Here is a 22,424-nt window from a genome sequence, read left to right on the forward strand (position 1 = left end):
CCGGGTGATTCTACTGAACCAGACGTGTCGATGTATGTGGTGGGTCACCAATGAGCGTCGGCAGGGCGTCACGCCAAGTGGCGTTCTTGTCACGGCAAAGGCGATGGAAGCTCGTGAACCGAGAGCTTTCTGGCGAGGAGAGTTCTAGCGACCAGGTGCCGAAGACGCAACTGTATCGCGCGCGCCAGCCGTCGCCGCGTTCGAATAGGCGGCTACCGCTGATCCCGCCGCTTCGCGAGTATCCACGGGTGACAAATCCGTGGTCGTGCAGCCACGCGGTGGCGGTGGCAACGTCCGCTGGTTCAGCCAGAGGGCCTTCGGAGTCTTGAGCAGAGGCTGCGGCGGCTTCGATCGCCGCCGCGGTGTCGGCGTCGATGAGGGTGAAACTTCCGTCGTCGTCTGGGCGGCCCACCGCGACATCGCGCGTTGTACCGTCCGGGAACCGGAGTGTGAACATCGGGCCCCAGTCGTGCATGTCCCTGAGATCTTCGAGCGTGTCCAGATCGCGTAGCCGAGCGTGGCTGGCGTCGGTGCTGACGTGCACTGGCCACGGCCCGATGCTGAGGGCATGGTTGAGCTGCCACTCCAGGTCGGCGTCCACGACACCATCATGCGCCGCTGCCGCAAGAGTGGGGCGTCAGGCGCCGGGTGCAGGCAGGCGTCGGCGAGGCGTTGCAGGAGACGGTCGACTGCGGCCTGCCAGGTGAGCCGGTCCAGCTCACCGCGAAGGTCCCGCAGGTACGCGTACACCGCCGCCGGGTTCAGCCCACGCTGACGCGTCCCGCACTGCTCCATGGGAGAACTTCGGCTGGTGGCGGGCCAGGAGGTACAGGAGACACTCGGCGTCTTGCGCAACCTCGCGTACCAGATCACCAACTCGAAGTCGTTCCCTCACCCCGGTAGCGGTGTCGTCCATCGACCGGACCTGGCGTACCGATGAGGTCGATCAATGCATCAAGCAGCATCGACCGGACCTCCACGGCCCGGTGTGTCAGCGCTGCTTGGCGAGGTCCCGGGCGATCAGTTCGGCGATCTGGATGGTGTTCAGCGCGGAGCCCTTGCGCAGGTTGTCCCCGGTGACGAAGAAGTCGATCGCGCGCGGGTCGTCGGTCGACCGCCGGACCCGGCCCACCCAGGACGGTTCGGTGCCGACCGCGTCGATCGGCATCGGGAACTCGGCGTTGCCGGGGTCGTCGACCACGATGACGCTGGGAGCGTTGCGCAGCACCTCGCGGGCGCCGTCCGCGGTCACCTCGCTGCCGAAGACGGCGTGTACGGCGACCGAGTGGCCGGTCACCACCGGCACCCGTACGCAGGTCGAGGAGACCTTCAGGTCCGGCAGCCCGAGGATCTTGCGCGACTCGTTGCGCAGCTTCAGCTCCTCGGTGGACCAGCCGTCGTCGGCCAGTTCGCCGGTGAACGGGACCACGTTGAGCACCAGCGGTGCCGGGAACGGGCCTAGTTCGTCGCCGACGGCCTGGCGTACGTCGCCGGGGCGGGAGCCGAGGGTGCGGTCGCTGGCGGCCCTGGCCAGTTGGCTGTGCAGCAGTTCGACGCCGTACCGGCCGGCGCCGGAGACGGACTGGTAGCTGGCGAGCACCAGCTCGCGCAGGCCGTACTCGTGGTGCAGCGGGGCGATCGCGACGATCATCGCCAGGACGGTGCAGTTGGCGTTGGAGACGATCCCGCGCGGACGGCGGCGGACCTGCTCGGCGTTGATCTCCGGCACGACCAGCGGTACGCCGGGGTCCATCCGGAACGCGCCGGAGTTGTCCACGACGGTCACGCCACGGGCGGTGGCGACCGGTGCCCACTGCCGGGACACCTCGTCGGGTACGTCGAACATGGCGACGTCGACGCCGTCGAAGGCTTCCGGACTGACCGCGACGACCGGCAGCTCCTCGCCCCGGCAGCGCATCCGTTGGCCGGCGGAACGCGGCGAGGCGAGCAGCCGGATGTCGCCCCACACGTTGGCGCGGGAGGTGAGCAGCTCACACATGACGGTGCCGACCGCTCCGGTCGCGCCGAGCACCGCCAGGGTCGGCAGCGGGTGTGCCTTGGTGTCAGGCACCGGGGTTCACCGCCCGGTGCCCGCGTAGACCACCGCCTCCTCCGTACCGCCGAGGTCGAAGGCCGCGTGCACCGCGCGTACCGCGGCGTCCAGGTCGGTGTCCCGGCAGACGACCGAGACCCGGATCTCCGAGGTGGAGATCATTTCGATGTTGACGCCGGCCTCGGCGAGGGCGGCGAAGAAGTTGGCGGCCACGCCCGGGTGTGAGCGCATGCCGGCGCCGATCAGCGACACCTTGCCGACGTGGTCGTCGTAGAGCAGGCCCTTGAAGGCGATCTGTTCCTGCACCTTGCCGAGGGCGGCCATCGCGGTCGGGCCGTCGGCCTTGGGCAGGGTGAAGGAGATGTCGGTGCGGCCGGTGCCCTCGGTCGACACGTTCTGCACGATCATGTCGATGTTGGTCTCGGCGTTGGCGACCGTCTCGAAGATCCGGGCGGCGGCACCCGGCTCGTCGGGCACCCCGACGATGGTGATCTTCGCCTCGCTCCGGTCGTGGGCGACTCCGGTGATGAGTGCTTGCTCCACGGAAAGATCCTCCATCGATCCGGTCACCATCGTGCCGGTGTTGGTCGAGTACGACGAGCGGACGTGGATCGGCAGCCCGGACCGGCGGGCGTACTCGACGCTGCGCAGGTGCAGCACCTTCGCGCCGCAGGCGGCCAGCTCCAGCATCTCCTCGTAGGTGATCTGCTTGATGTGCCGGGCGTTGGGCACGATGCGCGGGTCGGCGGTGAAGACCCCGTCGACGTCGGTGTAGATCTCGCAGACGTCGGCGCGCAGCGCGGCGGCGAGCGCGACCGCGGTGGTGTCGGAGCCGCCCCGGCCCAGGGTGGTGATGTCCTTGGTGTCCTGGGACACGCCCTGGAAGCCGGCGACGATGGCGACCGCGCCCTCGTCGAGGGCGCCCTGCAGCCGGCCGGGGGTGACGTCGATGATCCGGGCCTTGCCGTGCGCCGAGGTGGTCAGCACGCCGGCCTGCGAGCCGGTGTACGACCGGGCCTCGTAGCCGAGGTTGTGGATGGCCATCGCGAGCAGCGCCATGGAGATCCGCTCGCCGGAGGTCAGCAGCATGTCCAGCTCACGGCCGGGCGGCAGCGGGCTGATCTGCCCGGCGAGGTCGAGCAGTTCGTCGGTGGTGTCGCCCATCGCGGAGACGACCACGACGACGTCGTCGCCGGCTTTGCGGGCGGCGACGATCCGTTCGGCGACGCGCTTGATGCGTTCGGCGTCGGCGACCGAGGATCCGCCGTACTTCTGCACCACCAGTGCCACGGCGGTCCACTCCTTCCAGCTGCTGCCAACCTGCCGGCATCAGGGTACCGGCGTCGGCGGACCGTACCGTGAGCCGTTCCCACGATCCGGCCGGACGCGGTCACTGCCCGTATCGGCTGCGGCGACGCCGTGGGATGCCGTCCGGTGCGGGCCGGACCGGCCGCCGGCCGCAAGGCCGGAGGTGGACGCGGTGCCTGCGGCGCAAATCGGCGTGTTGGCGGACCGCCCTGCCGCAAAACCCGGAGCGGTACGCAGAATGGGCGGATGCGTTCCCGGGGTGTCGATGCGTCACGAAACTCACCTGCCGTCCTGGCTTCCGTGGCGTTCGTCACGTTGTCCCTGCTGGGCTGTGATTCGGCCGGCCCGACAGCCGGGCCGAGCCCGTCGCCGGAGGAGACCGGTGCCTCGGCGGACCCGCCGGGCACCTCCCCCGACAACCCCCGGCTGCAGCTGGCGGCGGCCGCTGCCGCCGCCAGCGACCTGCGGATGACCGGCTTCTACACCCTCACCACGCCGGGCCGGGCCGACCGCACGCTGGCGGTGACCCTGGCGACCGACGGCAGTTGGCGGGTGGACGTCCCGGGCGGCGCGAACGGCGGCGCGGTGGACATCGCGATGGCGCAGAACGCCGACGGGCTGTTCCAGTGCGCGCTGCCGTCGCCGGCGCAGCCGGTGGCACCGTCCTGCGTCCGGCTGGGGGATCCGGACGCGGCGGTGGATCCGGGCGTGGATCCCCGGTTGCAGCACCTGTTCACCGACTGGCGGCGGGTCCTCGCCGACCAGCGGGCACCACTGGCGGTGTCGGTTGCCGACCCGCTGCCCAACACCGACGGCACCTGTTTCTCGGTCGAGTCGACGACCGCGTCGCTGCGCCCGCCGCTGGACGTCGGCATCTACTGCTACCGGCCCGACGGCACGCTCACCGGTGCCCGGCTGGAGCTGGGCACGGTCGTGCTGGCCGGGCAGCCGGGGGCGGCACCGCCGTCGGTCACCCTGCCGGGACCGGTGACGGAGCGGCCGGCGCTGCGTACCGGCAGCCCACCGGCACCGCCGACGACCGCGACGTCCGGTTGACCGATTCGAACCGTACGGCTTTGCCGTCGGCCCGCCGACCACGTAGGGTAACTCCTGTCATGTGGCAGGCGCTCCTCCTTCGCTGCCGCGACGAGGCTTCCTAGGCCGGCACCTCGTCGCGGAGTTGCTTCGCGCCGCCTTGACCTTCCCCGCGCCCCGTACGGCGTACGCGCCTCGCCCGACACGAGCGCCCCGAACGGCACCAGCGGGATCCTTTCGACTCAGCGGAGTTCCCATCATGTCCACGACTGCCGGCACCAGCCCGACCACCACCGACGACAGCACCGACCCGACCACCACCGACGACAGCACCGACCCGATCGCCCGGCAGCAGCCGAGCCGGATGGCGTACCAGCGGTACCAGCCGTACCACCAGCAGTTCGCCGTCGACGTACCGGACCGGCAGTGGCCGGCCCGCCGCATCGAGCAGACGCCCCGCTGGTGCGCGGTCGACCTGCGCGACGGCAACCAGGCGCTGATCGACCCGATGTCGCCGGACCGCAAACGCCGGATGTTCCAGCTGCTGGTCCGGATGGGCTACAAGGAGATCGAGGTCGGCTTCCCGTCGGCCAGCCAGACCGACTACGACTTCGTCCGGCAGCTGATCGAGCAGGACCTGATCCCCGACGACGTCACCATCCAGGTGCTGACCCAGTGCCGGGAGCATCTGATCGACCGGACCTTCGAGTCGCTGCGTGGCGCGAAGCGGGCGATCGTGCACTTCTACAACTCGACGTCGGTGCTGCAGCGGCGGGTCGTCTTCGGCCTGGACAAGGCCGGGATCACCGACATCGCCACCACCGGGGCCCGGCTGTGCCAGAAGTACGCCGAGATCCACACCCCGGACACCGACATCTTCTACGAGTACTCGCCCGAGTCGTACACCGGCACCGAGCTGGACTACGCGCTCGAGGTGTGCAGCGCGGTGATCGACGTGATCGCGCCCACCCCGGACCGGCCGCTGATCATCAACCTGCCGGCGACCGTCGAGATGGCCACCCCCAACGTGTACGCCGACTCGATCGAGTGGATGCACCGGCGGCTGCCCCGGCGGGACAGCCTGGTCCTGTCGCTGCACCCGCACAACGACCGGGGCACCGCGGTGGCCGCCGCCGAGCTGGGTCTGCTGGCCGGGGCCGACCGGGTCGAGGGCTGCCTGTTCGGCAACGGCGAACGGACCGGCAACGTCGACCTGGTCACCCTGGGGCTGAACCTGTTCAGCCAGGGCGTCGACCCGCAGATCGACTTCTCGCAGATCGACGAGATCAAGCGGACCGTCGAGTACTGCAACCAGCTGCCGGTGCACGAGCGCCACCCGTACGCCGGTGACCTGGTCTACACCGCCTTCTCCGGTTCCCACCAGGACGCCATCAAGAAGGGCCTGGACGCGCTGGCCGCCGACGCGACCGCCGCCGGGGTCGAGGTCGACGCGCACGACTGGGGGGTGCCGTACCTGCCGATCGACCCGCGTGACGTGGGGCGCACCTACGAGGCGGTGATCCGGGTCAACTCGCAGTCCGGCAAGGGCGGGGTGGCGTACGTGATGCGCCAGGAGCACAACCTGGACCTGCCCCGGCGGCTGCAGATCGAGTTCTCCGGTGTGGTGCAGGCGTTCACCGACGACGCGGGCGGCGAGATCGAGCCGCAGCGGATGTGGGACGTCTTCGCCACCGAGTACCTGGCCGGGCAGCAGCCCGACCCGGCGGTGGTGCTGGAGTCGTACGCGACGAGCACGGTCGACGGCAAGGTGGAGGCGACCTCGGTCGTCGTGGTCGACGGGGTCCGGCACACGCTGAACTCGGTCGGCAACGGTCCGATCGACGCGTACGTCAACGCGCTGCAGTCGGTGCGGGTGGGCGTGCGGGTGCTGGACTACCACGAGCACGCGCTCTCGGCCGGGGGCGACGCCCAGGCGGCGGCGTACGTGGAGTGCGAGGTCGGTGACCGTACGGTATGGGGGGTCGGCCTGGACTCGAACATCGTCATCGCTTCGGTGCGGGCCGTGACCAGCGCGGTGAACCGGGGCCGCCGGGCCGGCTGACAGCCAGCAGGCGGGCCGGCTGACGACTCGCAAGATCCACTTTGGTCCTGGCGAAACGCCGGAACTGCGGGTGCCTGGCGCTGACCGCCCGGCACCCGCAAGCTGGACGGGTGCGAACCCCTCAGCAACGACACCTGCCGACCGACCGTTTTTCGCTGCGCCGGGCGGTGGCCGCGGTGGCCGCCGCCCTGGCGCTGGCCGCGACCGCCGGCTGTGAGTCCGTCGACATCTCCCTCGGCAGCCCGTCGGCCGCGCCACCGGTGGACGGACCGGCCGCCGGCTCGGCGGACGAGGCCACCGCCCTGCTCGACCAGTTGACGGTGGCGGCCGCCGGCAGCATGCAGGGCTACAGCCGGGACCGGTTCCCGCACTGGAGTTCCGCCGGCAGCAACTGCGACGTGCGCGACACCGTACTGGAACGCGACGGCACCGCCATCGAGCTGGACGGCTGCAACGTGGTCGGCGGCGAATGGCTCAGCGCCTTCGACGGCGAGTCCTTCACCAACCCCCGCGACCTCGACATCGACCACATCGTGCCGCTGGCCAACGCGTGGCGCTCCGGTGCCGACAGCTGGAACGACGACCAGCGCCGCGAGTTCGCCAACGATCTGGAACGCCCGCAGCTGATCGCGGTTTCCGCGTCGACCAACCGGGCAAAGGGAGACCAGGACCCCTCCCAGTGGCAGCCACCGAACCGGGACTACTGGTGCCAGTACGCCCAGGACTGGATCACGGTGAAGCACTACTGGGAGCTGTCGGTGACCCAGCCGGAGAAGGCGACGTTGGCCGACATGTTGGCGACCTGCCCGTGACCGCGTCGCACGGCGCAGGCTGAGGACAGGAGCAGACTGTGGGTGACCCGCCGGAGAACAGCCGTACCCAGGACATCGTCGCCGGCCCGGGCGGCGTGATGACCGACGAGGTCGGTGTGGTGACCGGCGACCTGACGTTGCGGACCGAGCTCGCCGCCGGCGAGGTCACCCTCCGCGTGCAGTACAAGGACGCCGACGAGTGGTACGTGGTGACCGGCGGCCGGGCCAGCCTGGCCGACCCGGCCGACCTGGCCGCCGTACACGCGATCGCGGTCGGCCTGCTGCACCGCCCGGACGGCTGACGACGGCGTCCGCGCCCGGCGGGCCCGGGACGTCCACGCCCGGCGGGCCCGGACCAGGAGCTCAGACGTACGACTCCGGTTCGCTCGGGGCCGAGACGGTGTGCGGCGGCGCCGCACCGTCGGCCGGGTGCACCAGCTGCGCGGTCACCTGGTGCGGGCGCAGGGTGCCGGCGGCGATCTGCTCCGCCCAGTGGCAGGCCACCCGGGAGGCGCCGATCTCCCGCAGCACCGGACGCTCGTCGACGCAGCGGGTCGGCTGCGCCCACGGGCACCGGGTGTGGAACCGGCAGCCGGCCGGCGGGTTCGCCGGCGACGGCAGGTCACCGGCGAGCAGGATCCGCTCCCGGCGGTCCTCCACCTCCGGGTCCGGCACCGGCACCGCCGACAGCAACGCCCGGGTGTACGGGTGCAGCGGTTCCTGGTAGAGCCGGTCGCCGGGAGACTCCTCGACCAACGCCCCCAGGTACATCACCCCGATCGTGTCGGAGATGTGCCGGACCACCGCCAGGTCGTGGGCGATCACCAGGTAGGTCAGGCCCCGGTCGATCTGCAGCTCGTCGAGCAGGTTGATCACCTGGGCCTGGATCGACACGTCAAGGGCGGAGACCGGTTCGTCGGCGACGATCAGCTCCGGCCCGAGCACCAGTGCCCGGGCGATGCCGATCCGTTGGCGCTGCCCGCCGGAGAACTCGTGCGGGTAGCGCGACAGCGCCCAGCGGGGCAGCCCGACCGCGTCGAGGGCCTCGACGACGATCCGCCGCCGGTCGTCGCGGTCGGCGCCCATGCCGTGCGCCTGCAGCCCTTCGACCAGGATCGACTCGACGTTCTGCCGGGGGTCCAGGCTGGACATCGGATCCTGGAAGATCATCTGGAAGCGGCGGCGCATGGTGCGGAGCTTGGCCGCCGGCAACCGGTTCAGCGTCACCCCGTCGAAGACCACCTCACCGGCGGTCGGCGGGGTCAGCTGCAGGATCGCCCGGCCCAGCGTCGACTTGCCGCAACCGGACTCGCCGACCAGCCCGTACGTCTGGCCACGGGCGATCCGCAGATCGACCCCGTCGACCGCCTTGACGTGCCCGACCACCCGGTCGAACAGCACGCCCCGGCTGATCGGGAAATGCACCTTGAGGTCGCGGACCTCGACCAGGGTCTCACTCACCGGTGGCCTCCGCCGGGTCGGTCGCGGGTGGATTGACGCAGCGGAACGCGTGCCCGCCGGTGTCGCGGCGCAGCGCGGGCGGGGCACCGAGGCAGTCGTCGACGCGGCGGTCGCAGCGCGGCGCGAAGGCGCAGCCGTCCGGCCAGGGCAGCAGGTCACGTACCGAACCGGGAATCGGTTGCAGTCGCCGTCCGTGGCCGGCGTCCAGCCGGGGGATGGAGCCGAGCAGACCGACCGTGTACGGATGCCGGGGCGCGGCGAACAGCGGCCGCCGGCGGGCCGTCTCGACCACCCGGCCGCCGTAGAGCACGTTGACCGTGTCGCACATGCCGGCGACCACCCCGAGATCGTGCGTGATCATGACCAGGGCGGTGCCCGACTCGCGTACCAGGTCCTTGAGCAGTTCCAGGATCTGCGCCTGGATGGTGACGTCCAGCGCGGTGGTCGGTTCGTCGGCGATCAGCAGCCGGGGCTGGCAGGCGACCGCCATCGCGATCAGCGCCCGTTGGCGCATCCCGCCGGAGAGCTGATGCGGGTACTCCTTGAGTCGGCGGGTCGGGTCCGGGATGCCGACCCGGTCCAGCAGGTGCGCGGCCTCCTTGCGGGCCGCGTCGCCGCGCATTCCCCGGTGGCGGACCAGCACCTCGGTGACCTGCACCCCGATCGGCACCACCGGGTTCAGCGAGGAGAGCGGGTCCTGGAAGATCATCGCCACGTCGCGGCCCCGGACGTCGCGCATCGCCCGGGGCGCCAGTCGCAGCAGGTCGGTGCCGTCGAACGTGGCCCGACCGCTCACCCGCACCCCCTTGCCGGCGGGCAGCAGGCCCATGATGGCCAGTGAGGTGACGCTCTTGCCGCAGCCGGACTCGCCGACCAGGCCGGTCACCTCACCGGCGTCGACCGAGAAGGAGACCCCGTCGACCGCGTGCACGGTCCGCTGGCCCCGGCGGGCGAAGGTGACCGCCAGTTCATCCACGTCGAGCAGCGCCATGGTTCACTTCCGCAGTTTCGGGTCGAGGGCTTCCCGCATCGCCTCACCCAGCAGGGTGAAGCCCAACGCGGTGACGATGATGCCCAGCGCGGGCAGGATCGCCAGCCGGGGTGCCGCGTCCAGGTAGCGCTGTGCGTCGGCCAGCATCACCCCCCACTCGGGAATCGACGCGTCCGGGTTGCCCAGGCCGAGGAAGGACAGGGCCGCCACCTCGATGATCGCCGTGGCCAGGGTGAGGGTGGACTGCACGATCACCGGGGCGAGCGAGTTCGGCAGGATGTGGGTCACCGCGATCTTCGACCGCCGTACGCCCAACGAGGTCGCCGCCACCACGTAGTCGCTGTTGGCCTGGGCGAGCATCGAGCCGCGCAGCAGCCGGGCGAAGACCGGCACCGAGACCACCCCGACGGCGATCATCACCGTGGTCAGGCTGGCCCCGAGCAGCGCGGCGATGCTGATCGCCAGCAGCAGGCTCGGCATGGCCAGCAGCATGTCCACGATCCGCATCAGGACGGTGTCGATCCAGCGCCCCCAGCGGCCGCCGAGTCCGGCGGCCGCACCGGCCAGGCCGCCGATCAGCGCGCCGACGGTCAGCCCGATCAGCGTGGCGACGACCCCGACCAGCAGGGTCTGCCGGGCCCCGACGATCATCCGGCTGAACTCGTCGCGGCCGAGGTGGTCCACGCCGAACCAGTTCTCCGCGCGCGGGCCCGGGTAGTAGGCCTGCGACTCGCGGATCTCGTCCTTCCACAGCTGCGCCACCGGGTCGTACGGCACCAGGAACGGTCCGACCAGGGCGACCAGCAGGAACACGCCGAGGATCGCCGCGCCGACGATCGCCGCCGGGTTGCGCCGCAGCCGGCGCAGCGCCTCCTGCCAGAGACTCACCCCGCGTTCGTCGTCGTGCGCCGCCGACAACTCGGCCAGCCGGTCGAGCTTGGCCTTCTTGCGTCCCGGGTTCAGCAGGTCGCTCATCGGGCCGTCCTCCGTCCACGCCTGCGTGCCTGACCCGCCGCCGACCTCGTCGCGCTCACCGGACCCACCGCCGACCCCGTCGCGCTCACCGGACCCGTACCCTCGGGTCGATGAAGGTGTACGAGATGTCCACCAGCAGGTTCACCAGCACGTACACCAGCGCGATGATCATGATGAAACCCTGCAGCACCGGGTAGTCACGCTGGCCGATGGCGTCGGCGACGAACGCGCCGATGCCGCCGAAGGCGAAGACCGTCTCGGTCAGTACGGCACCGGAGAGCAGCCCGCCGGTCAGCAGGCCGATGCTGGTGGCCACCGGCAGCATCGCGTTGCGCAGCACGTGCCGGCGCCGGACCACCCGTTCGGTGAGGCCCTTGGCCTGCGCGGTCCGGACGAAGTCCTCGCCGAGCACCTCCAGCACGCTGGCCCGGGTGATCCGCACGATGATCGCCAACGGGATGCTGGCCAACGCCAACCCGGGCAGGACCAGGTGCCACAGGGCGTCGAGCGAGGCGTCCCATTCCCGGGTGAGCAGTCCGTCGAGGACGAAGAAGTTCGTCACCCGGGTGGCGTCGATGCGCGGATCCTGGCGTCCGCTGGACGGGAACCAGCCGAGGTTCTCGGCGAAGATCGCCTTCAGCACGTACGCGAGGAAGAAGACCGGGATGCAGATCCCGATCAGCGACGCGACGACCGAGCCGTGGTCGAGCAGCGTGCCGCGCCGGCGGGCGGCGAGGTAACCGAGCGGGATTCCGACTCCCACCGCGATCACCATGGCCGCGATGGTCAGCTCCACCGTGCCCGGGAACCGCTGCAGGAACTCGGTGGTGACCTCCCGTTTGGTGGAGATCGACGTACCGAGGTCGAACTGCAGCAGCCGCTTCATGAACCGGCCGTACTGGATCAGGATCGGCTCGTCGAGCCCGAGGTTGCGGCGGATCGCGGCGCGCATCTCCGGGGTGCCGCGCTCACCGAGGATCGCGGACTCCGGGCCGCCGGGCAGCCGGTGCAGCCAGATGAACAGCAGCAGCGACAGGCCGAACAGGGTGGGGACGAGTTGGAGCAGACGTCTGACGATGAAGCGGAACACGGTGCCTCGGCAGGGGGTGTGGAGGGTCGCGTGGGCGGGCACCGCCGTACCCCGGCTGGTGGCCGGGGTACGGCGGACGCCCGCCCGCGTTCCGTTCGCTAGTGCACTCGGTGGGTCAGGACTTGAACTCGGCGGTGGCGAACCGCTCGTCGGTGAGCGGGCTGGCCTGCACCCCGATCACGTCCTCGGCGAACACGATCGCCGGCGGCGAGTGCGAGATCGGCACACCCGGCAGGAACTCCATGATGTCGGCGTTGAGGCCCTTGTACAGCTCGTAGCGGGCCTCGATGTCGGCGGTGCCGTCGGCGGCGGCGAACTTCGCGAACAGGTCCGCGTTGTCGTAGCCCCACTCGTCCTTCGGCCGGTCGAAGAAGGTGCCGATGAAGTTGTAGGCGTCGCCGTAGTCACCGGTCCAGCCGAGCAGGTGCAGGTCGTGTGCGTTGCCCGAGGTGGTGGCGTTGAGGTAGTCCGGCGACCACTTCAGCGGGATCGCCTCGACGGTGATGCCGGCCGCGCGAAGGTCGGCGGCGAGCAACTCGAAGATGTCCTTCGGGTTGGGCATGTACGGCCGGGTGACCTCGGTCGGGTAGTGGAACCGCAGGGTCAGGTTCGGGTGACCGGCCTCGGCCAGCAGCGACTTGGCCTTCTCGACGTCGTAGTCGTAGGTGGTGACGTCGGGGTTGTGGCCGTCCACGGTCGGCGGGATGAACTGGGTGGCGACCTCGGCGCCCGGCGGCAGCTTCGAGTCGACCAGCGCCTGGCGGTTGAGCGCGTGCGCGATCGCCTGCCGGACCCGGATGTCGGCCAGCGCCGGGTTGCCGGCCTGGTTCATCGCCAGGTAGAGGATGTTGAACGCCGGCCGGGTCAGAACGTTGAACCCGTCGTCCTTGAGCGGCTGCACGTCGGCCGGGCCGACCAGGTCGTAGCCCTGGATGCCGCCGGTGCGCAGCTCCTGCTTGCGGGCGTTCTCGTCGGAGATGGTCCGGAAGATCAGCGTCTTGATCTTGGCCTTGTCGCCGGCGTAGTCCTCGTTGCGCTCCAGGGTGAGCGTCTTGTTGGCGATGTCCCAGCCCGCGAACTTGTACGGACCGGTGCCGGTCGGGTGCTCCAGGGCGTACGCCGGGTAGGTGATGTCGTCGGCGCTGCCGGTGACGTCGCTGGCGCCGTACTCCTCCAGCGCCGCCGGCGAGTGGATCGAGAACGACGGCAGCATCAGCGCCGCCGGGATCTTGCTCGACACCCGGGTGAAGGCCAGCTCCACGGTCGTGTCGTCGACCGCGTTGCAGGACTTGAAGAGGCTCTCCGGCAGGTCTTCGCTCTCGTTGGCGGCGAAGCCACCCATCACGTCCTGCCAGTAGGCGGTGACGTCCGGGCTCTGCATCAGGCCCTTGGCGTTGTACCAGCGGTCGAAGTTGACGCAGACAGCCTCGGCGTTGAAGTCGGTGCCGTCGTGGAACTTCACGCCGGACCGCAGCTTGAACGTCCACACCGTACCGGTGTCGTCCGGGGTCCAGGTCTCGGCCAGGCCGGGCGAGATGGCCGTACCGCCCTCCTCGGGGCGGACCAGGGTCTCGAATATCTGCCGGGCCACCCGCAGCGACTCGCCGTCACTGGCGAAGCTGGGGTCGAGGACCTTCGGGTCGCCGGCTACGCCGAAGACCAGGGTGGCATCGCTGGATTCGCCGGAGTCGTCGCGCTCGCTCTCGGCACAGCCGGCAAGGGCCAGCGCCGCGACCGCGACGGCCGCGATGGCGGCCTTCGGCCTGGGTGCACGCATGGGTGCTTCACCTCGTCCTTTGGGTACGGACAACGTAGTGACGGGGGTCACCGATGGCGAGACCTTAGCCGGCGTTCGACGCGGCCGGAAACCGGCCGGAACGCGGTTGGTACCGGATCGTGTCTTAACTGTCCCGACAGCGGCGGTCAGACCCTCCACGGGAGATGATAGGCCAGATTTGTCGGAAATTGGGCTATACCAACTTGTTACATGTTTCGCATGTTTCGGCGGCGAGCTGTCAGACCGACCGACGGCCCTCGAAGGCCCGGCCCAGGGTGATCTCGTCGGCGTACTCCAGATCGCCACCGACCGGCAGCCCGCTGGCCAGCCTGGACACCGCGATCCCCATCGGCTTGACCAGCAACGCCAGATACGTGGCCGTGGCCTCACCTTCGGTGTTGGGGTCGGTGGCCAGGATCAGCTCCTTGACCTCGCCCGAGCCCAGCCGCAACATCAGCTCGCGGATCCGCAGGTTGTCCGGGCCGACGCCCTCCAACGGATTGATCGCCCCGCCGAGCACGTGGTAGCGGCCCCGGAACTCGCCGGTCCGCTCGATCGCCACCACGTCCTTGGGTTCCTCGACCACACAGAGCACGTCGTCGCCGCGCCGGGTGTCCCGACAGATCCGGCACTGCTCGGTCTCCGCCACGTTGAAGCAGACCGTGCAGAACCGCACCAGCTCCTTGACCCGCCGCAGCGCGGTGGCCAGCCGGGTGATGTCCGCCGCATCGGCCGACAGGATGTGGAACGCGATCCGCTGGGCGCTCTTGGGGCCCACCCCCGGCAGCCGCCCCAACTCGTCGATCAGATCCTGAATGGCGCCTTCGTACATGCCGGCGACGGCTCAGAAACCCGGCAGGCCGAGACCGCCGAGGCCACCCGTGACCGGGCCCATCTTCTCCTCGGTCAGCTTGCGCACCTCGTCGTTGGCGCTGCGGACCGCCGCGAGCACCAGATCCTCCAACGTCTCCACGTCGTCCGGATCCACCGCCCTCGGGTCGATCTTGACCGAGCGCATCTCGCCGATGCCGGACAGGGTCACCGTGACCAGGCCGCCGCCCGCCGTACCGGTCACCTCCGCCTCGGCCAGCTCAGCCTGGGCGGTCGCCATCTGCTGCTGCATCTTCTGCGCCTGCTTCATCATCTGCTGCAGGTTGGGCTGTCCACCGGGGCGCACGGCACCGCTCCTTCGTCATGGCTGGCTTGGGCCGCCGCCCAGCCTAGCCCGTCGATCCGGCCCGGCGGCGGCTGGCACGACGCGACCGCCTAGCGCGCGTCGATCTCGCCGATCTTCTCGGCGCCCAACGTCTGCCGCAGCAGCTGCATCGCCTGCTCCTCGCTGCTCTGCCGGGCGGTCTTCTCGTCGACGATCTCGTCGAGCGGCTCGTCACCCGGGTCGAAACCCTCGTAGGCGGCGGTCGGCCGGCCCGACGCCTGACCCGACGTCTGCCCCGAGGCGGGTGCCGTCCGCTGCCCGGCGGCCGACCCACCGGATCCCCGGCGCAGCGGTCCGTCGTAGTCCGGGTCGTACGGCGGCTCCTCCGCCGGAGACCCGTCGGACCACGCGCCGCCGTCACCGCCGACCGGCCGGCGCGCGCCGTGGCCACCCGGACCGACCCCATTGGTACGCGCGGCGGACCCGTTGCCGGCCGCCCCCGCACCGGCGGGGCCGCTCGCCCCTGCACCGGCCGGCGTTGCGGACCCGTGGCCGGCCGTAGCCGACCCGGTCCCGGCGGAACCACCGGCCGCCGCCTGACCGCCACCGGGTTGCGCCGCCTCCGGCCAGTCCGTGTCGTCGCCACCGGAGGCCGTCGGCCGCTGCGCCGATCCGCCCGCGCCGAACTGACCGCCACCGCCTTGGCCGCCACCGGACTGACCGCCACCGGCCGCAGCCCGGGCGGCGCTGGCCGCCGCGCTGCGCTGCGGAGTCGGGGCGGGGGCGGCCGGCGGGGCGGCAGGGCGCGCCGGGGCGGACCGGGCCGCACCGGTCGCGCCACCGGCGGTCTCGCAGCGGATCTGCCACCGCACTCCGAGGGTCTCGTAGATCGCTTCGAGCAGCAGGTCGGGCGAGGCGGAGAGCATCGTGGCGTGCACGCTGTGCCGGAACGTCAGCACCAGCACGTCGCCGTCCACCTCGCGTACCGTCGCCTCCCGGACCACGGCGGCGGCCCGCTTGCTGCGGTTGCCCACCATGGCGAGGATCTGGTCCCAGGCCCGCCGGACCCCGGCGGCGTCGAGCGTCCCCGGCACGGCCGGCGCCGGGGCCGGATCGGGGGTCGCCGGGTCCGGCATGACCGCCTCCGGCGCGACCGGTCGGCGCGGCGGTGCCGCAGGTGCGGGAACCGAGGCCGTCTCCGGGACGGGGGCCGCAGCCGGTGGGGCGGCGGGAGCGGACGGCCCGGCGGTCGGCGGTGCCACGGCCACCGGCGGTGCGGTCGGCGCAGCCATGGCCACCGGTGGTGCGGCCGGAACCGCGGCCGGCGGCGCCGCCGTCAGGTCACCACCCCCGACCGGTACGCCAGCGGCGAGCCGCCGCTCCATCCGTTCGAGTCGCTGCAGCAGCGCCCCGGTCGAGTCCTCGGCACCGGGCAGCAGCATCCGGGCGCAGACCAGCTCCAGCAGCAGCCGGGGGGCGGTGGTGCCGCGCATCTCGACCAGCCCGTTGTGCACGATGTCGGCGCACCGCGACAGCGTCGCCGACCCGAGCCGCTCGGCCTGCGCCGTCATCCGTTCGATCTGGTCCGTCGGGCCGTCGATCAGCCCCTTGCTCACCGCGTCGGGCACCTGCCGCAGCACGATCAGATCCCGCAGCCGTTCCAGCAGGTCCGAGGCGAACCGGCGCGGGTCGTGCCCGGCCTCGGCGACCCGGTCGACGGTCGCGTACGCGGCGGCCCCGTCACCGGCGGCCAGCGCGTCGCACATCTCGTCCAGCAGGGCGCTGTCGGTGACGCCGAGCAGCGCCACGGCACGCGGGTAGCTGACCCCTTCCGGGCCGGCCCCGGCGATCAGCTGGTCGAGCACCGACAGGCTGTCCCGGGCGCTGCCGCCACCGGCCCGCACCACCAGTGGGAAGACCGCCGGGTCGACCTTGACCCCCTCGGCGGAGCAGAGCTGCTCCAGGTACGGCCGCAGGACCCCCGGCGGGATCAGCCGGAACGGGTAATGATGGGTCCGCGACTTGATCGTGCCGAGGACCTTCTCCGGCTCGGTGGTGGCGAAGATGAACTTGACGTACTCCGGTGGCTCCTCGACCAGCTTGAGCAGGGCGTTGAAGCCGGCCGACGAGACCATGTGCGCCTCGTCGATGACGTAGATCTTGAACCGGCTGCTGGCCGGCGCGAAGAAGGCCCGTTCGCGCAGCTCGCGGGCGTCGTCGACACCGCCGTGACTGGCCGCGTCGATCTCGATGACGTCGATCGAGCCGCCGCCGTCTGCGGCGAGCGCACGGCACGAGTCACACGTACCGCACGGCTCGGGCGTCGGCCCCTGCTCGCAGTTGAGCGACCGGGCCAGGATCCGGGCGCTGGAGGTCTTGCCGCAGCCGCGCGGGCCGGAGAAGAGGTACGCGTGGTTGAGCCGGCCGGTCCGCAGCGCCTGCGACAACGGCTCGGTGACGTGCTCCTGGCCGATGACCTCGGCGAACGTCCTCGGCCGATACTTGCGGTAGAGCGCCAGAGCCACCCTCGCCGCCTCCTTCCGACCGCGCCGTGCTGCGCCGGGGGCCATTCTGCGCGGCCGGCCCGGCCGCTGCCACCCCGACCCCGCCTGGCCTGACCTCGACCCCGACGTCACCCGATCGCGGGCCGCTCATCAGCCCGGTCACGGGCCGCCTGCCAGGCTGTCATGTCAAACTGGCGATTACCAGGCCAACGACGTGCCAGCGTCCTGGGCGTGCCAGCGTCCTGGGCGTGCCAGGGCGCTGGCGTGCCAGTGACCGCAGTGCCTGGCCCGGGAACGAAAGGGCCCCCCGTGCACCCGCCAGAGCCCGCTTATCCTTGCTGCCTTCCGGCCCTGGGGAGGTTCACGAGATGCACGCCGCACGAGGGGTTGCGCCCACTCTACCCCGGGCCGCACCCGGCCGCCGGCGACCCCGGCCCGCCGTGGCCGTAGCGACCGCGGCCTGTATCCTGTCGGACGGAGGATTCGCCTAGAGGCCTAGGGCGCACGCTTGGAAAGCGTGTTGGGTTAACACCCTCACGAGTTCGAATCTCGTATCCTCCGCTCACTGCGCAGGCCGACCGCGAAGGTCCAGCCCCTCTGGGGTTGGACCTTCGCGGTCTCGTGTTTTGACCGTTCTGTGGGCAGGGTGGTGTGGTGTGGGTGTGTTCGTGGTGGTGTGGGTGAGGGCTGTTATTTGCCCTTGTGGATGGCGTTCCTGCGGATGACGGGGTAGCGGGTGCGGCGTTTGCGGCGTCTGCCGGCGGGGCGTCCGGGGCCGGGGTGGCCGGGTTTCGGGTGGCCTGGTGGTTGCCAGGCGTTGCGCAGAGCGGGTGAAACCTGTCGGCGGGTCTGGCCGGGGGTGGGTGTCGTGGTGGTGGCGGGTTCCCAGGGCAGCCGGTGGTGGGTCAGGTGGGTGCGGGCGCAGAACAGGTGCAGGTAGGCGTAGGAGTGCAGGCGGAGCCAGGTGGTCAGGGTGTCGGGTTGGCGGGGGGTGGAAGTCCGGGGCGTGGGCGGTGGTCTTCAGGTATCGGAAGTAGTGCTCGATGTCGAAGCGGGCCAGGTAGGTCATGACCAGGGTGAGCAGGTCACGGCGGGTACCGGAGTACCAGAGCGCGAGGTCGCCCGCGCGGCGGCTGGGGCGCAGGTGCTGGACCCGGGCGAGGAGGACGCTGCCCTCGACGATCGGGAGGGTGGACTGGTTGGTGAAGCCTCGGCTGGCGCGGGTGAGTTTGGGGTGGACCTGGTGCCAGGCCCGGACGGTGACGGTGCCGTAGATGTCGAGTGGTCCGCTGACACCGGCGTCGGGGTGCAGGTCGGGCTGGCGCAGGGCCAGGCGGAACCCGTGGCGGCGGGGGCGGCCGCCGAGGGGGTGCGCGGCCCGGCGTTCGGGTCTGGTCCACATGGTCTGCGAGGTCGCCAGCCGGACCAGGACGTCCGCGGGAATCCCGCGTTCGCGCAGCAGGTGGGTGATCCGGGCCGCGGGGTAGCCGGAGTCCAGCAGGAACAGTGACGGATCGGCCGGGCGGGCGCCGTCGGTGGCGCAGACCCGGGCGATGTGGTCCACGGTGACCTCGACCAGGTCGTCGTCGGAGGCGATCCGGTCGGCCAGGACCGGCACGACCCACGAGTCCGGGGTCAGGGTCAACCGGACGACGTGCTGGTACCGCCACCCGGTCTTGATCTGGGCCGCGCCGCGCGGGCCGCCCGGGGTGTACTGGGGCTGCCGGTCCGGGCTGGTCGGCGAGTTCGGCCGTGGCCACGCGGTGGTGTCGACGGCGTACACCCGGGGCAGGCCGGACCGCGCGGCGATCCGGCACGCCGCCCGCAACGCCCGGCCGGTGTCGATCTCGCCGTCGCGTAACGCCCGGTACGCGGCGGCGTGCCCGGTGACGGTGCCCAGCGACAGATGCGCCGGACAGCCACACCGGCCCTGATCGGTGGCCAACTCGTCGACCAGCGTGAACAACGTCCGTGACCGGGATGTGAGGACTCCCTCGTACAACTCCCGCCGCCACGAGTCCAGCAAGATCCGGCCCAGCTCGCTGTGACCGGTGCCGGTAGCCGTTACGCTCCTCATCGAGGACCCTGCCCATTGATGATCTTTGTGTGAGAACTCAGGATCATGGACAGGGTCCTCCCCGTTCCGCTAGACCTCGACCACCACGAATCCCCCCGATGGTCAAAACACGAGACGCGAAGGTCCAGCCCCTCTGGGGTTGGACCTTCGCGGTTCAACCCCAGACTTAGTCTCAGTCCCCGTCTCGATCGCTGCTGGCAGGGGACGAGATGATGCTCCCCCATCCTGCTGGCGGACTGGCGCCTCTCACGCAGCTGCGAGATGATCCAGGCAGTCGCTCCAGCCAGAACGATCACGAGGGCAGCTCCGCCGGTGATGACTGGAACAGGTGTCACCTGGCATCACAGGGACCGCGACGGTCGCCAGGGCCACCGCCCCGGCAGTGAAGAGGCCGACGATGCCTCCTCTGCTGAGCGAGTGTTGGAAACCTCCCATTCCACCCCTTTCGTATGGATCTTGAGTTGGCCCCCTGACCGCCGACCTCGGCCGGCTGCTCGGTAAGGTCGGTGCGGCGCTGCTCGACTTCGACGGGCTGGTGTGCAGCATCTTCGCCGGATACCCGGCGCCGCAGGTTGCCGCCGAGCTGGTCGACGTGCTGCGGCAGCGAGGCGTCAACGTGCCGCCGGACCTCGCCAGCGAGCCAGACCCGCTAGCCTAGACGAGTAAGTCCGATGTCGGGTCAAGTGGTCGTAGGCGATCAGGGACCTGGTCATGGGCTGGCCGGTGGCCCGGTTGTGCCAGATCGTGGCCGTCATCGCGAGGAGCCGCTGCGCGACTCGGGCGGCCACTCCCTCGATACTTCGGCCGCCATGTAACTCAAGGTCGAGCTGGCCCTTCAACGTGTCGTTGACCGACTCGATCAGCTGACGGACCGGCTTGAGCAGGTGCTCGTCACGACGGGGAGCGCGGTTACGGTACGACGGTCGCAGCAACCGCACCCCGCGCTCGGCCAGCCACCGGTCCAGCTCAGCGGAGACGTACCCCTTGTCCGCCACGATCAACAGACCCGGACGGTCGGTGACGAGGTCCGGGTCGTGATCGAGGATCGCGGTGAGTACCTGCCGCTCGTCGACCTTCGGGGTGGCCAGGGCCCAGGTGATGGGTAGACCGGACGGGGTGCAGACCAGATGCAGACGCAGGCCCCAGAAGAACCGCGAGTGCGAGGCGCAGTGGCCGTAACCGGCCCACCCGGCCAGGTCGGAGCGTTTCACCGTCGGTCTCGACCGGCCGCACTCCACCGGCGTGGAGTCGACCACCCAGGTCGTGTCGGACCACAGGTCGGTGTCTGCGGCGACCGCCCGGAGGGCGCGCTTGAGCAGCGGTAACGCGGCCCGCAGACGCTTGTTGTAGCCCGGACTGTCCGGGCAGGTACGGGAACGCTCCGGGTAGATGCCTGGGTACGAACCGTAGTCAACGCGCCTCGGAACGTACTCCGAGCAGTGCCTGCGCGACAGCCAGGGTGAGTAGTTCCGCGTCGGACAGCTTCGGTGGCCTACCGGTCCTGCGAGGCCGTCCGAGCCAGTCGTCGATCTTCACGTACAGTGCGGTCAGAAGGGTGTTGAGGTCTGTCGTCACAAACGGATCTTCAACACCCTTCGCCTATACCCACACACCGGGTCGTTAGGACTTACTCGTCTAGAGGTACTGCGCCGCATCGGGGCGAGCAGCGACCAAGGCGTCACGCGAGCAGTGGAGGATGCGCCATGCGCAGCCGAACGCCAAGCCGCCGAGCCCACGCACTACGGCCGAGAGGTCATTGTGGCTGCCCGGCAAGCCGGGCTGCAGAGCTCCTGGTAGCGTCCTGGTAGCGCGACGTTCCATCGGACCACGGCTGGTTATGAGCAGGTCAGAAATGGCCATCGAGCTTCCTAGCTATCTCCAACTAACGGCAGCAAATCCCTACGTGCCGTAAGCCGCTGGTATGCAGCTTGCGGGAGAAACTCCTTCAACACTGGCCACTCCTGAATGATAAGCTCTACCGCACGAGCTACCCTCGTGCGGATATGCCTTACCTCAATTTCCGTCCGGTTGGCCATGCGATCAAAGCTAGCAGGCGTGACCGACCCGAACTCTCTGGAGCCATCCAGCTTGAGCCCTAGGTCGTCATTCTCGATATAAAGGACCGTTGGCACGATGTCATAAGCCGGACTTAAGGCCGGAAGAACCCCGTTAGGGTACGTTAGAGCCCAGTTCTTTAAGTGCGCATCGCCGTTACCGATCACTACATTTAGGACAATTCTATCGACTACGTCAAAAATCGCATCGGGCCCACAAAGGGCCCCAATCAGAGAAGCTACCGTCTCAAAGTTAGCTCGGACGTACTTTAGTCTTTCATTCGTTGTGGGCACGTCCAGTACTTGCGCAAGAACTTCAGCATGGACACGCCCTCCATTAGGCTTCCGATCAAACCGCTTGACAGCCAACGCATCTCCGGGATACGACCGGGCCCAGCCAGGCAAGCCCTCGATATCCGCTACCTCAAACAACATGGCCTCAGGAGTAGGGATACCGATCCTACGAGCCAACTCTAGTCCGGCCAGCTCCGACTGGGGAACGCCGCCGAAGCCAGGTCTTCCGTCTGGAAGCTTGACAATCCAATCGCCAGCCTGCCCGCGAGCAGGAATCGTGAGCCCTCGGGCATTTGTCATGACGACCGAAAACTTTGGCTGCACGCCAGCGAGGCTGAATTTGAGGACAGCATCTTCCGGAGCTTCCACATTCTCAGACGTTAGAGGCTCAGCAAGCCCCAAATCCACTGAGGAAGGTTCTGCTAACACTATTCGAACCGCGCCCGGGAGGTCGTCCCTCCCGAGGCGGAGAAGCATCGGAAACTCCCTTTTAGGGTTCACGGAAGTGGCCAAGGCCACTGCCGACCTTAGATAGCCCTCTGGTAAGAGGTGGGAAAACCAAGTCGGAACCGAGACCCTTTGACTAGGACGCCAAGTCGGCTCGTTTTCCTCGAATATCTGGCCAAGTACCAGGCGACGTTCCTGACGCCAGTACCCTTCATCGGACTCGAACCGGGTAATCTCGTCATTGTTGACCAGGCGACCTACGTTTTGCCACTCACCCTCTGGCGAAAGAAGCTGCACTAATCCTACTCGCGCGAGCCTCGATTCCATG

Annotated in this window: 16 protein-coding genes, 1 tRNA gene, 1 other RNA gene and 4 pseudogenes; 7 read left to right on the plus strand and 15 right to left on the minus strand. The window is 69.9% G+C overall.

Going from position 1 to position 22,424, the window contains the following annotated elements:
* Positions 1-10 precede the first annotated feature (10 nt).
* From O7608_RS01950 to O7608_RS01960, 3 genes are all read right to left on the minus strand, one after another.
* Positions 11-601 (minus strand): hypothetical protein, encoded by a 591-nt coding sequence (locus tag O7608_RS01950; RefSeq protein WP_289208358.1) that lies wholly within the window; start codon positions 599-601, stop codon positions 11-13.
* A gap of 390 nt (positions 602-991) precedes the next feature.
* Positions 992-2,071, minus strand: coding sequence for an aspartate-semialdehyde dehydrogenase (locus O7608_RS01955; RefSeq protein ID WP_289208359.1), 1,080 nt, complete (start codon positions 2,069-2,071; stop codon positions 992-994).
* A 6-nt stretch (positions 2,072-2,077) separates the two neighbouring features.
* Positions 2,078-3,343 carry an aspartate kinase gene (locus O7608_RS01960; protein ID WP_289208360.1) on the minus strand — a complete coding sequence of 422 codons (1,266 nt, stop codon included), beginning with the start codon at positions 3,341-3,343 and terminating at the stop codon, positions 2,078-2,080.
* 318 nt (positions 3,344-3,661) lie between these two features.
* Between O7608_RS01960 and O7608_RS01965 the strand changes: the two genes are divergently transcribed.
* The 4 genes and pseudogenes from O7608_RS01965 to O7608_RS01980 form a co-directional block, all read left to right on the plus strand.
* Positions 3,662-4,417: a hypothetical protein gene (locus O7608_RS01965; RefSeq protein WP_289208361.1), complete on the plus strand. Its 756-nt coding sequence runs from the start codon at positions 3,662-3,664 to the stop codon at positions 4,415-4,417.
* 238 nt (positions 4,418-4,655) lie between these two features.
* Positions 4,656-6,458 (plus strand): 2-isopropylmalate synthase, encoded by a 1,803-nt coding sequence (gene leuA, locus O7608_RS01970; protein ID WP_421358096.1) that lies wholly within the window; start codon positions 4,656-4,658, stop codon positions 6,456-6,458.
* A 110-nt stretch (positions 6,459-6,568) separates the two neighbouring features.
* Entirely contained in the window at positions 6,569-7,270 is a 702-nt protein-coding gene (locus O7608_RS01975) for an HNH endonuclease family protein (protein WP_502959167.1), read from the plus strand.
* A 59-nt stretch (positions 7,271-7,329) separates the two neighbouring features.
* A pseudogene (locus O7608_RS01980) lies at positions 7,330-7,572 on the plus strand (hypothetical protein); the annotation flags it as partial.
* Positions 7,573-7,633: 61 nt separating this feature from the next.
* On the opposite strand, the gene O7608_RS01985 reads toward O7608_RS01980, so the two are convergent.
* From O7608_RS01985 to ffs, 9 genes are all read right to left on the minus strand, one after another.
* Entirely contained in the window at positions 7,634-8,731 is a 1,098-nt protein-coding gene (locus O7608_RS01985; protein WP_289208362.1) for an ABC transporter ATP-binding protein, read from the minus strand.
* Complete coding sequence (locus O7608_RS01990; RefSeq protein WP_289208363.1) at positions 8,724-9,722, minus strand: ABC transporter ATP-binding protein; 999 nt, start codon at positions 9,720-9,722, stop codon at positions 8,724-8,726. Before O7608_RS01990 ends, O7608_RS01985 begins: the two co-directional genes overlap by 8 nt.
* A gap of 3 nt (positions 9,723-9,725) precedes the next feature.
* A complete protein-coding gene (locus tag O7608_RS01995) occupies positions 9,726-10,697 on the minus strand; it encodes an ABC transporter permease (RefSeq protein ID WP_289208364.1) in 972 nt (323 codons plus the stop codon).
* 85 nt (positions 10,698-10,782) lie between these two features.
* Complete coding sequence (locus O7608_RS02000; protein WP_289208365.1) at positions 10,783-11,787, minus strand: ABC transporter permease; 1,005 nt, start codon at positions 11,785-11,787, stop codon at positions 10,783-10,785.
* A 115-nt stretch (positions 11,788-11,902) separates the two neighbouring features.
* Entirely contained in the window at positions 11,903-13,564 is a 1,662-nt protein-coding gene (locus O7608_RS02005) for an ABC transporter substrate-binding protein (RefSeq protein ID WP_289208366.1), read from the minus strand.
* A gap of 238 nt (positions 13,565-13,802) precedes the next feature.
* Positions 13,803-14,396, minus strand: coding sequence for a recombination mediator RecR (gene recR, locus O7608_RS02010; protein WP_289208367.1), 594 nt, complete (start codon positions 14,394-14,396; stop codon positions 13,803-13,805).
* A gap of 12 nt (positions 14,397-14,408) precedes the next feature.
* Positions 14,409-14,717, minus strand: coding sequence for a YbaB/EbfC family nucleoid-associated protein (locus O7608_RS02015; protein ID WP_282229515.1), 309 nt, complete (start codon positions 14,715-14,717; stop codon positions 14,409-14,411).
* A gap of 113 nt (positions 14,718-14,830) precedes the next feature.
* Complete coding sequence (locus O7608_RS02020) at positions 14,831-17,245, minus strand: DNA polymerase III subunit gamma and tau (protein WP_289208368.1); 2,415 nt, start codon at positions 17,243-17,245, stop codon at positions 14,831-14,833.
* Between the two features lie 277 nt (positions 17,246-17,522).
* An RNA gene (gene ffs / locus O7608_RS02025) (signal recognition particle sRNA small type) lies at positions 17,523-17,613 on the minus strand.
* Between the two features lie 87 nt (positions 17,614-17,700).
* Here ffs and O7608_RS02030 point away from each other — a divergent pair.
* A tRNA-Ser gene (locus tag O7608_RS02030) sits at positions 17,701-17,785 on the plus strand.
* Position 17,786: 1 nt separating this feature from the next.
* On the opposite strand, the gene O7608_RS02035 is transcribed toward O7608_RS02030, so the two are convergent.
* The gene (locus O7608_RS02035; protein ID WP_289208369.1) at positions 17,787-19,301 is read right to left on the minus strand and encodes a hypothetical protein; all 1,515 of its coding nucleotides are present in this window, start codon (positions 19,299-19,301) and stop codon (positions 17,787-17,789) included.
* 469 nt (positions 19,302-19,770) lie between these two features.
* Here O7608_RS02035 and O7608_RS02040 point away from each other — a divergent pair.
* Positions 19,771-19,953, plus strand: a pseudogene (locus O7608_RS02040) (haloacid dehalogenase); the annotation flags it as partial.
* A 31-nt stretch (positions 19,954-19,984) separates the two neighbouring features.
* On the opposite strand, the pseudogene O7608_RS02045 reads toward O7608_RS02040, so the two are convergent.
* A pseudogene (locus tag O7608_RS02045) lies at positions 19,985-20,876 on the minus strand (IS982 family transposase); the annotation flags it as partial.
* Between the two features lie 60 nt (positions 20,877-20,936).
* Between O7608_RS02045 and O7608_RS02050 the strand changes: the two are divergent.
* Positions 20,937-21,083: pseudogene (locus tag O7608_RS02050) on the plus strand (haloacid dehalogenase); the annotation flags it as partial.
* An 86-nt stretch (positions 21,084-21,169) separates the two neighbouring features.
* Here the strand turns inward: O7608_RS02050 and O7608_RS02055 are convergent.
* On the minus strand, positions 21,170-22,423 hold the full coding sequence (locus tag O7608_RS02055; RefSeq protein ID WP_289208370.1) for a type II toxin-antitoxin system HipA family toxin: 1,254 nt from the start codon (positions 22,421-22,423) through the stop codon (positions 21,170-21,172).
* Between the last annotated feature and the right edge of the window lies 1 nt (position 22,424).

The sequence above is a fragment of the Solwaraspora sp. WMMA2056 genome (genome assembly GCF_030345095.1).
Lineage (GTDB): Bacteria > Actinomycetota > Actinomycetes > Mycobacteriales > Micromonosporaceae > Micromonospora_E.

Coding starts and splice junctions, on each gene's coding strand:
- leuA (WP_421358096.1), top strand. CDS start 4,656: ATGTCCACGACTGCCGGCACCAGCCCGACCACCACCGACGACAGCACC.
- O7608_RS01990 (WP_289208363.1), bottom strand. CDS start 9,722: ATGGCGCTGCTCGACGTGGATGAACTGGCGGTCACCTTCGCCCGCCGG.
- O7608_RS01995 (WP_289208364.1), bottom strand. CDS start 10,697: ATGAGCGACCTGCTGAACCCGGGACGCAAGAAGGCCAAGCTCGACCGG.
- O7608_RS02005 (WP_289208366.1), bottom strand. CDS start 13,564: ATGCGTGCACCCAGGCCGAAGGCCGCCATCGCGGCCGTCGCGGTCGCG.
- recR (WP_289208367.1), bottom strand. CDS start 14,396: ATGTACGAAGGCGCCATTCAGGATCTGATCGACGAGTTGGGGCGGCTG.
- O7608_RS02035 (WP_289208369.1), bottom strand. CDS start 19,301: ATGAGGAGCGTAACGGCTACCGGCACCGGTCACAGCGAGCTGGGCCGG.
- O7608_RS02055 (WP_289208370.1), bottom strand. CDS start 22,423: ATGGAATCGAGGCTCGCGCGAGTAGGATTAGTGCAGCTTCTTTCGCCA.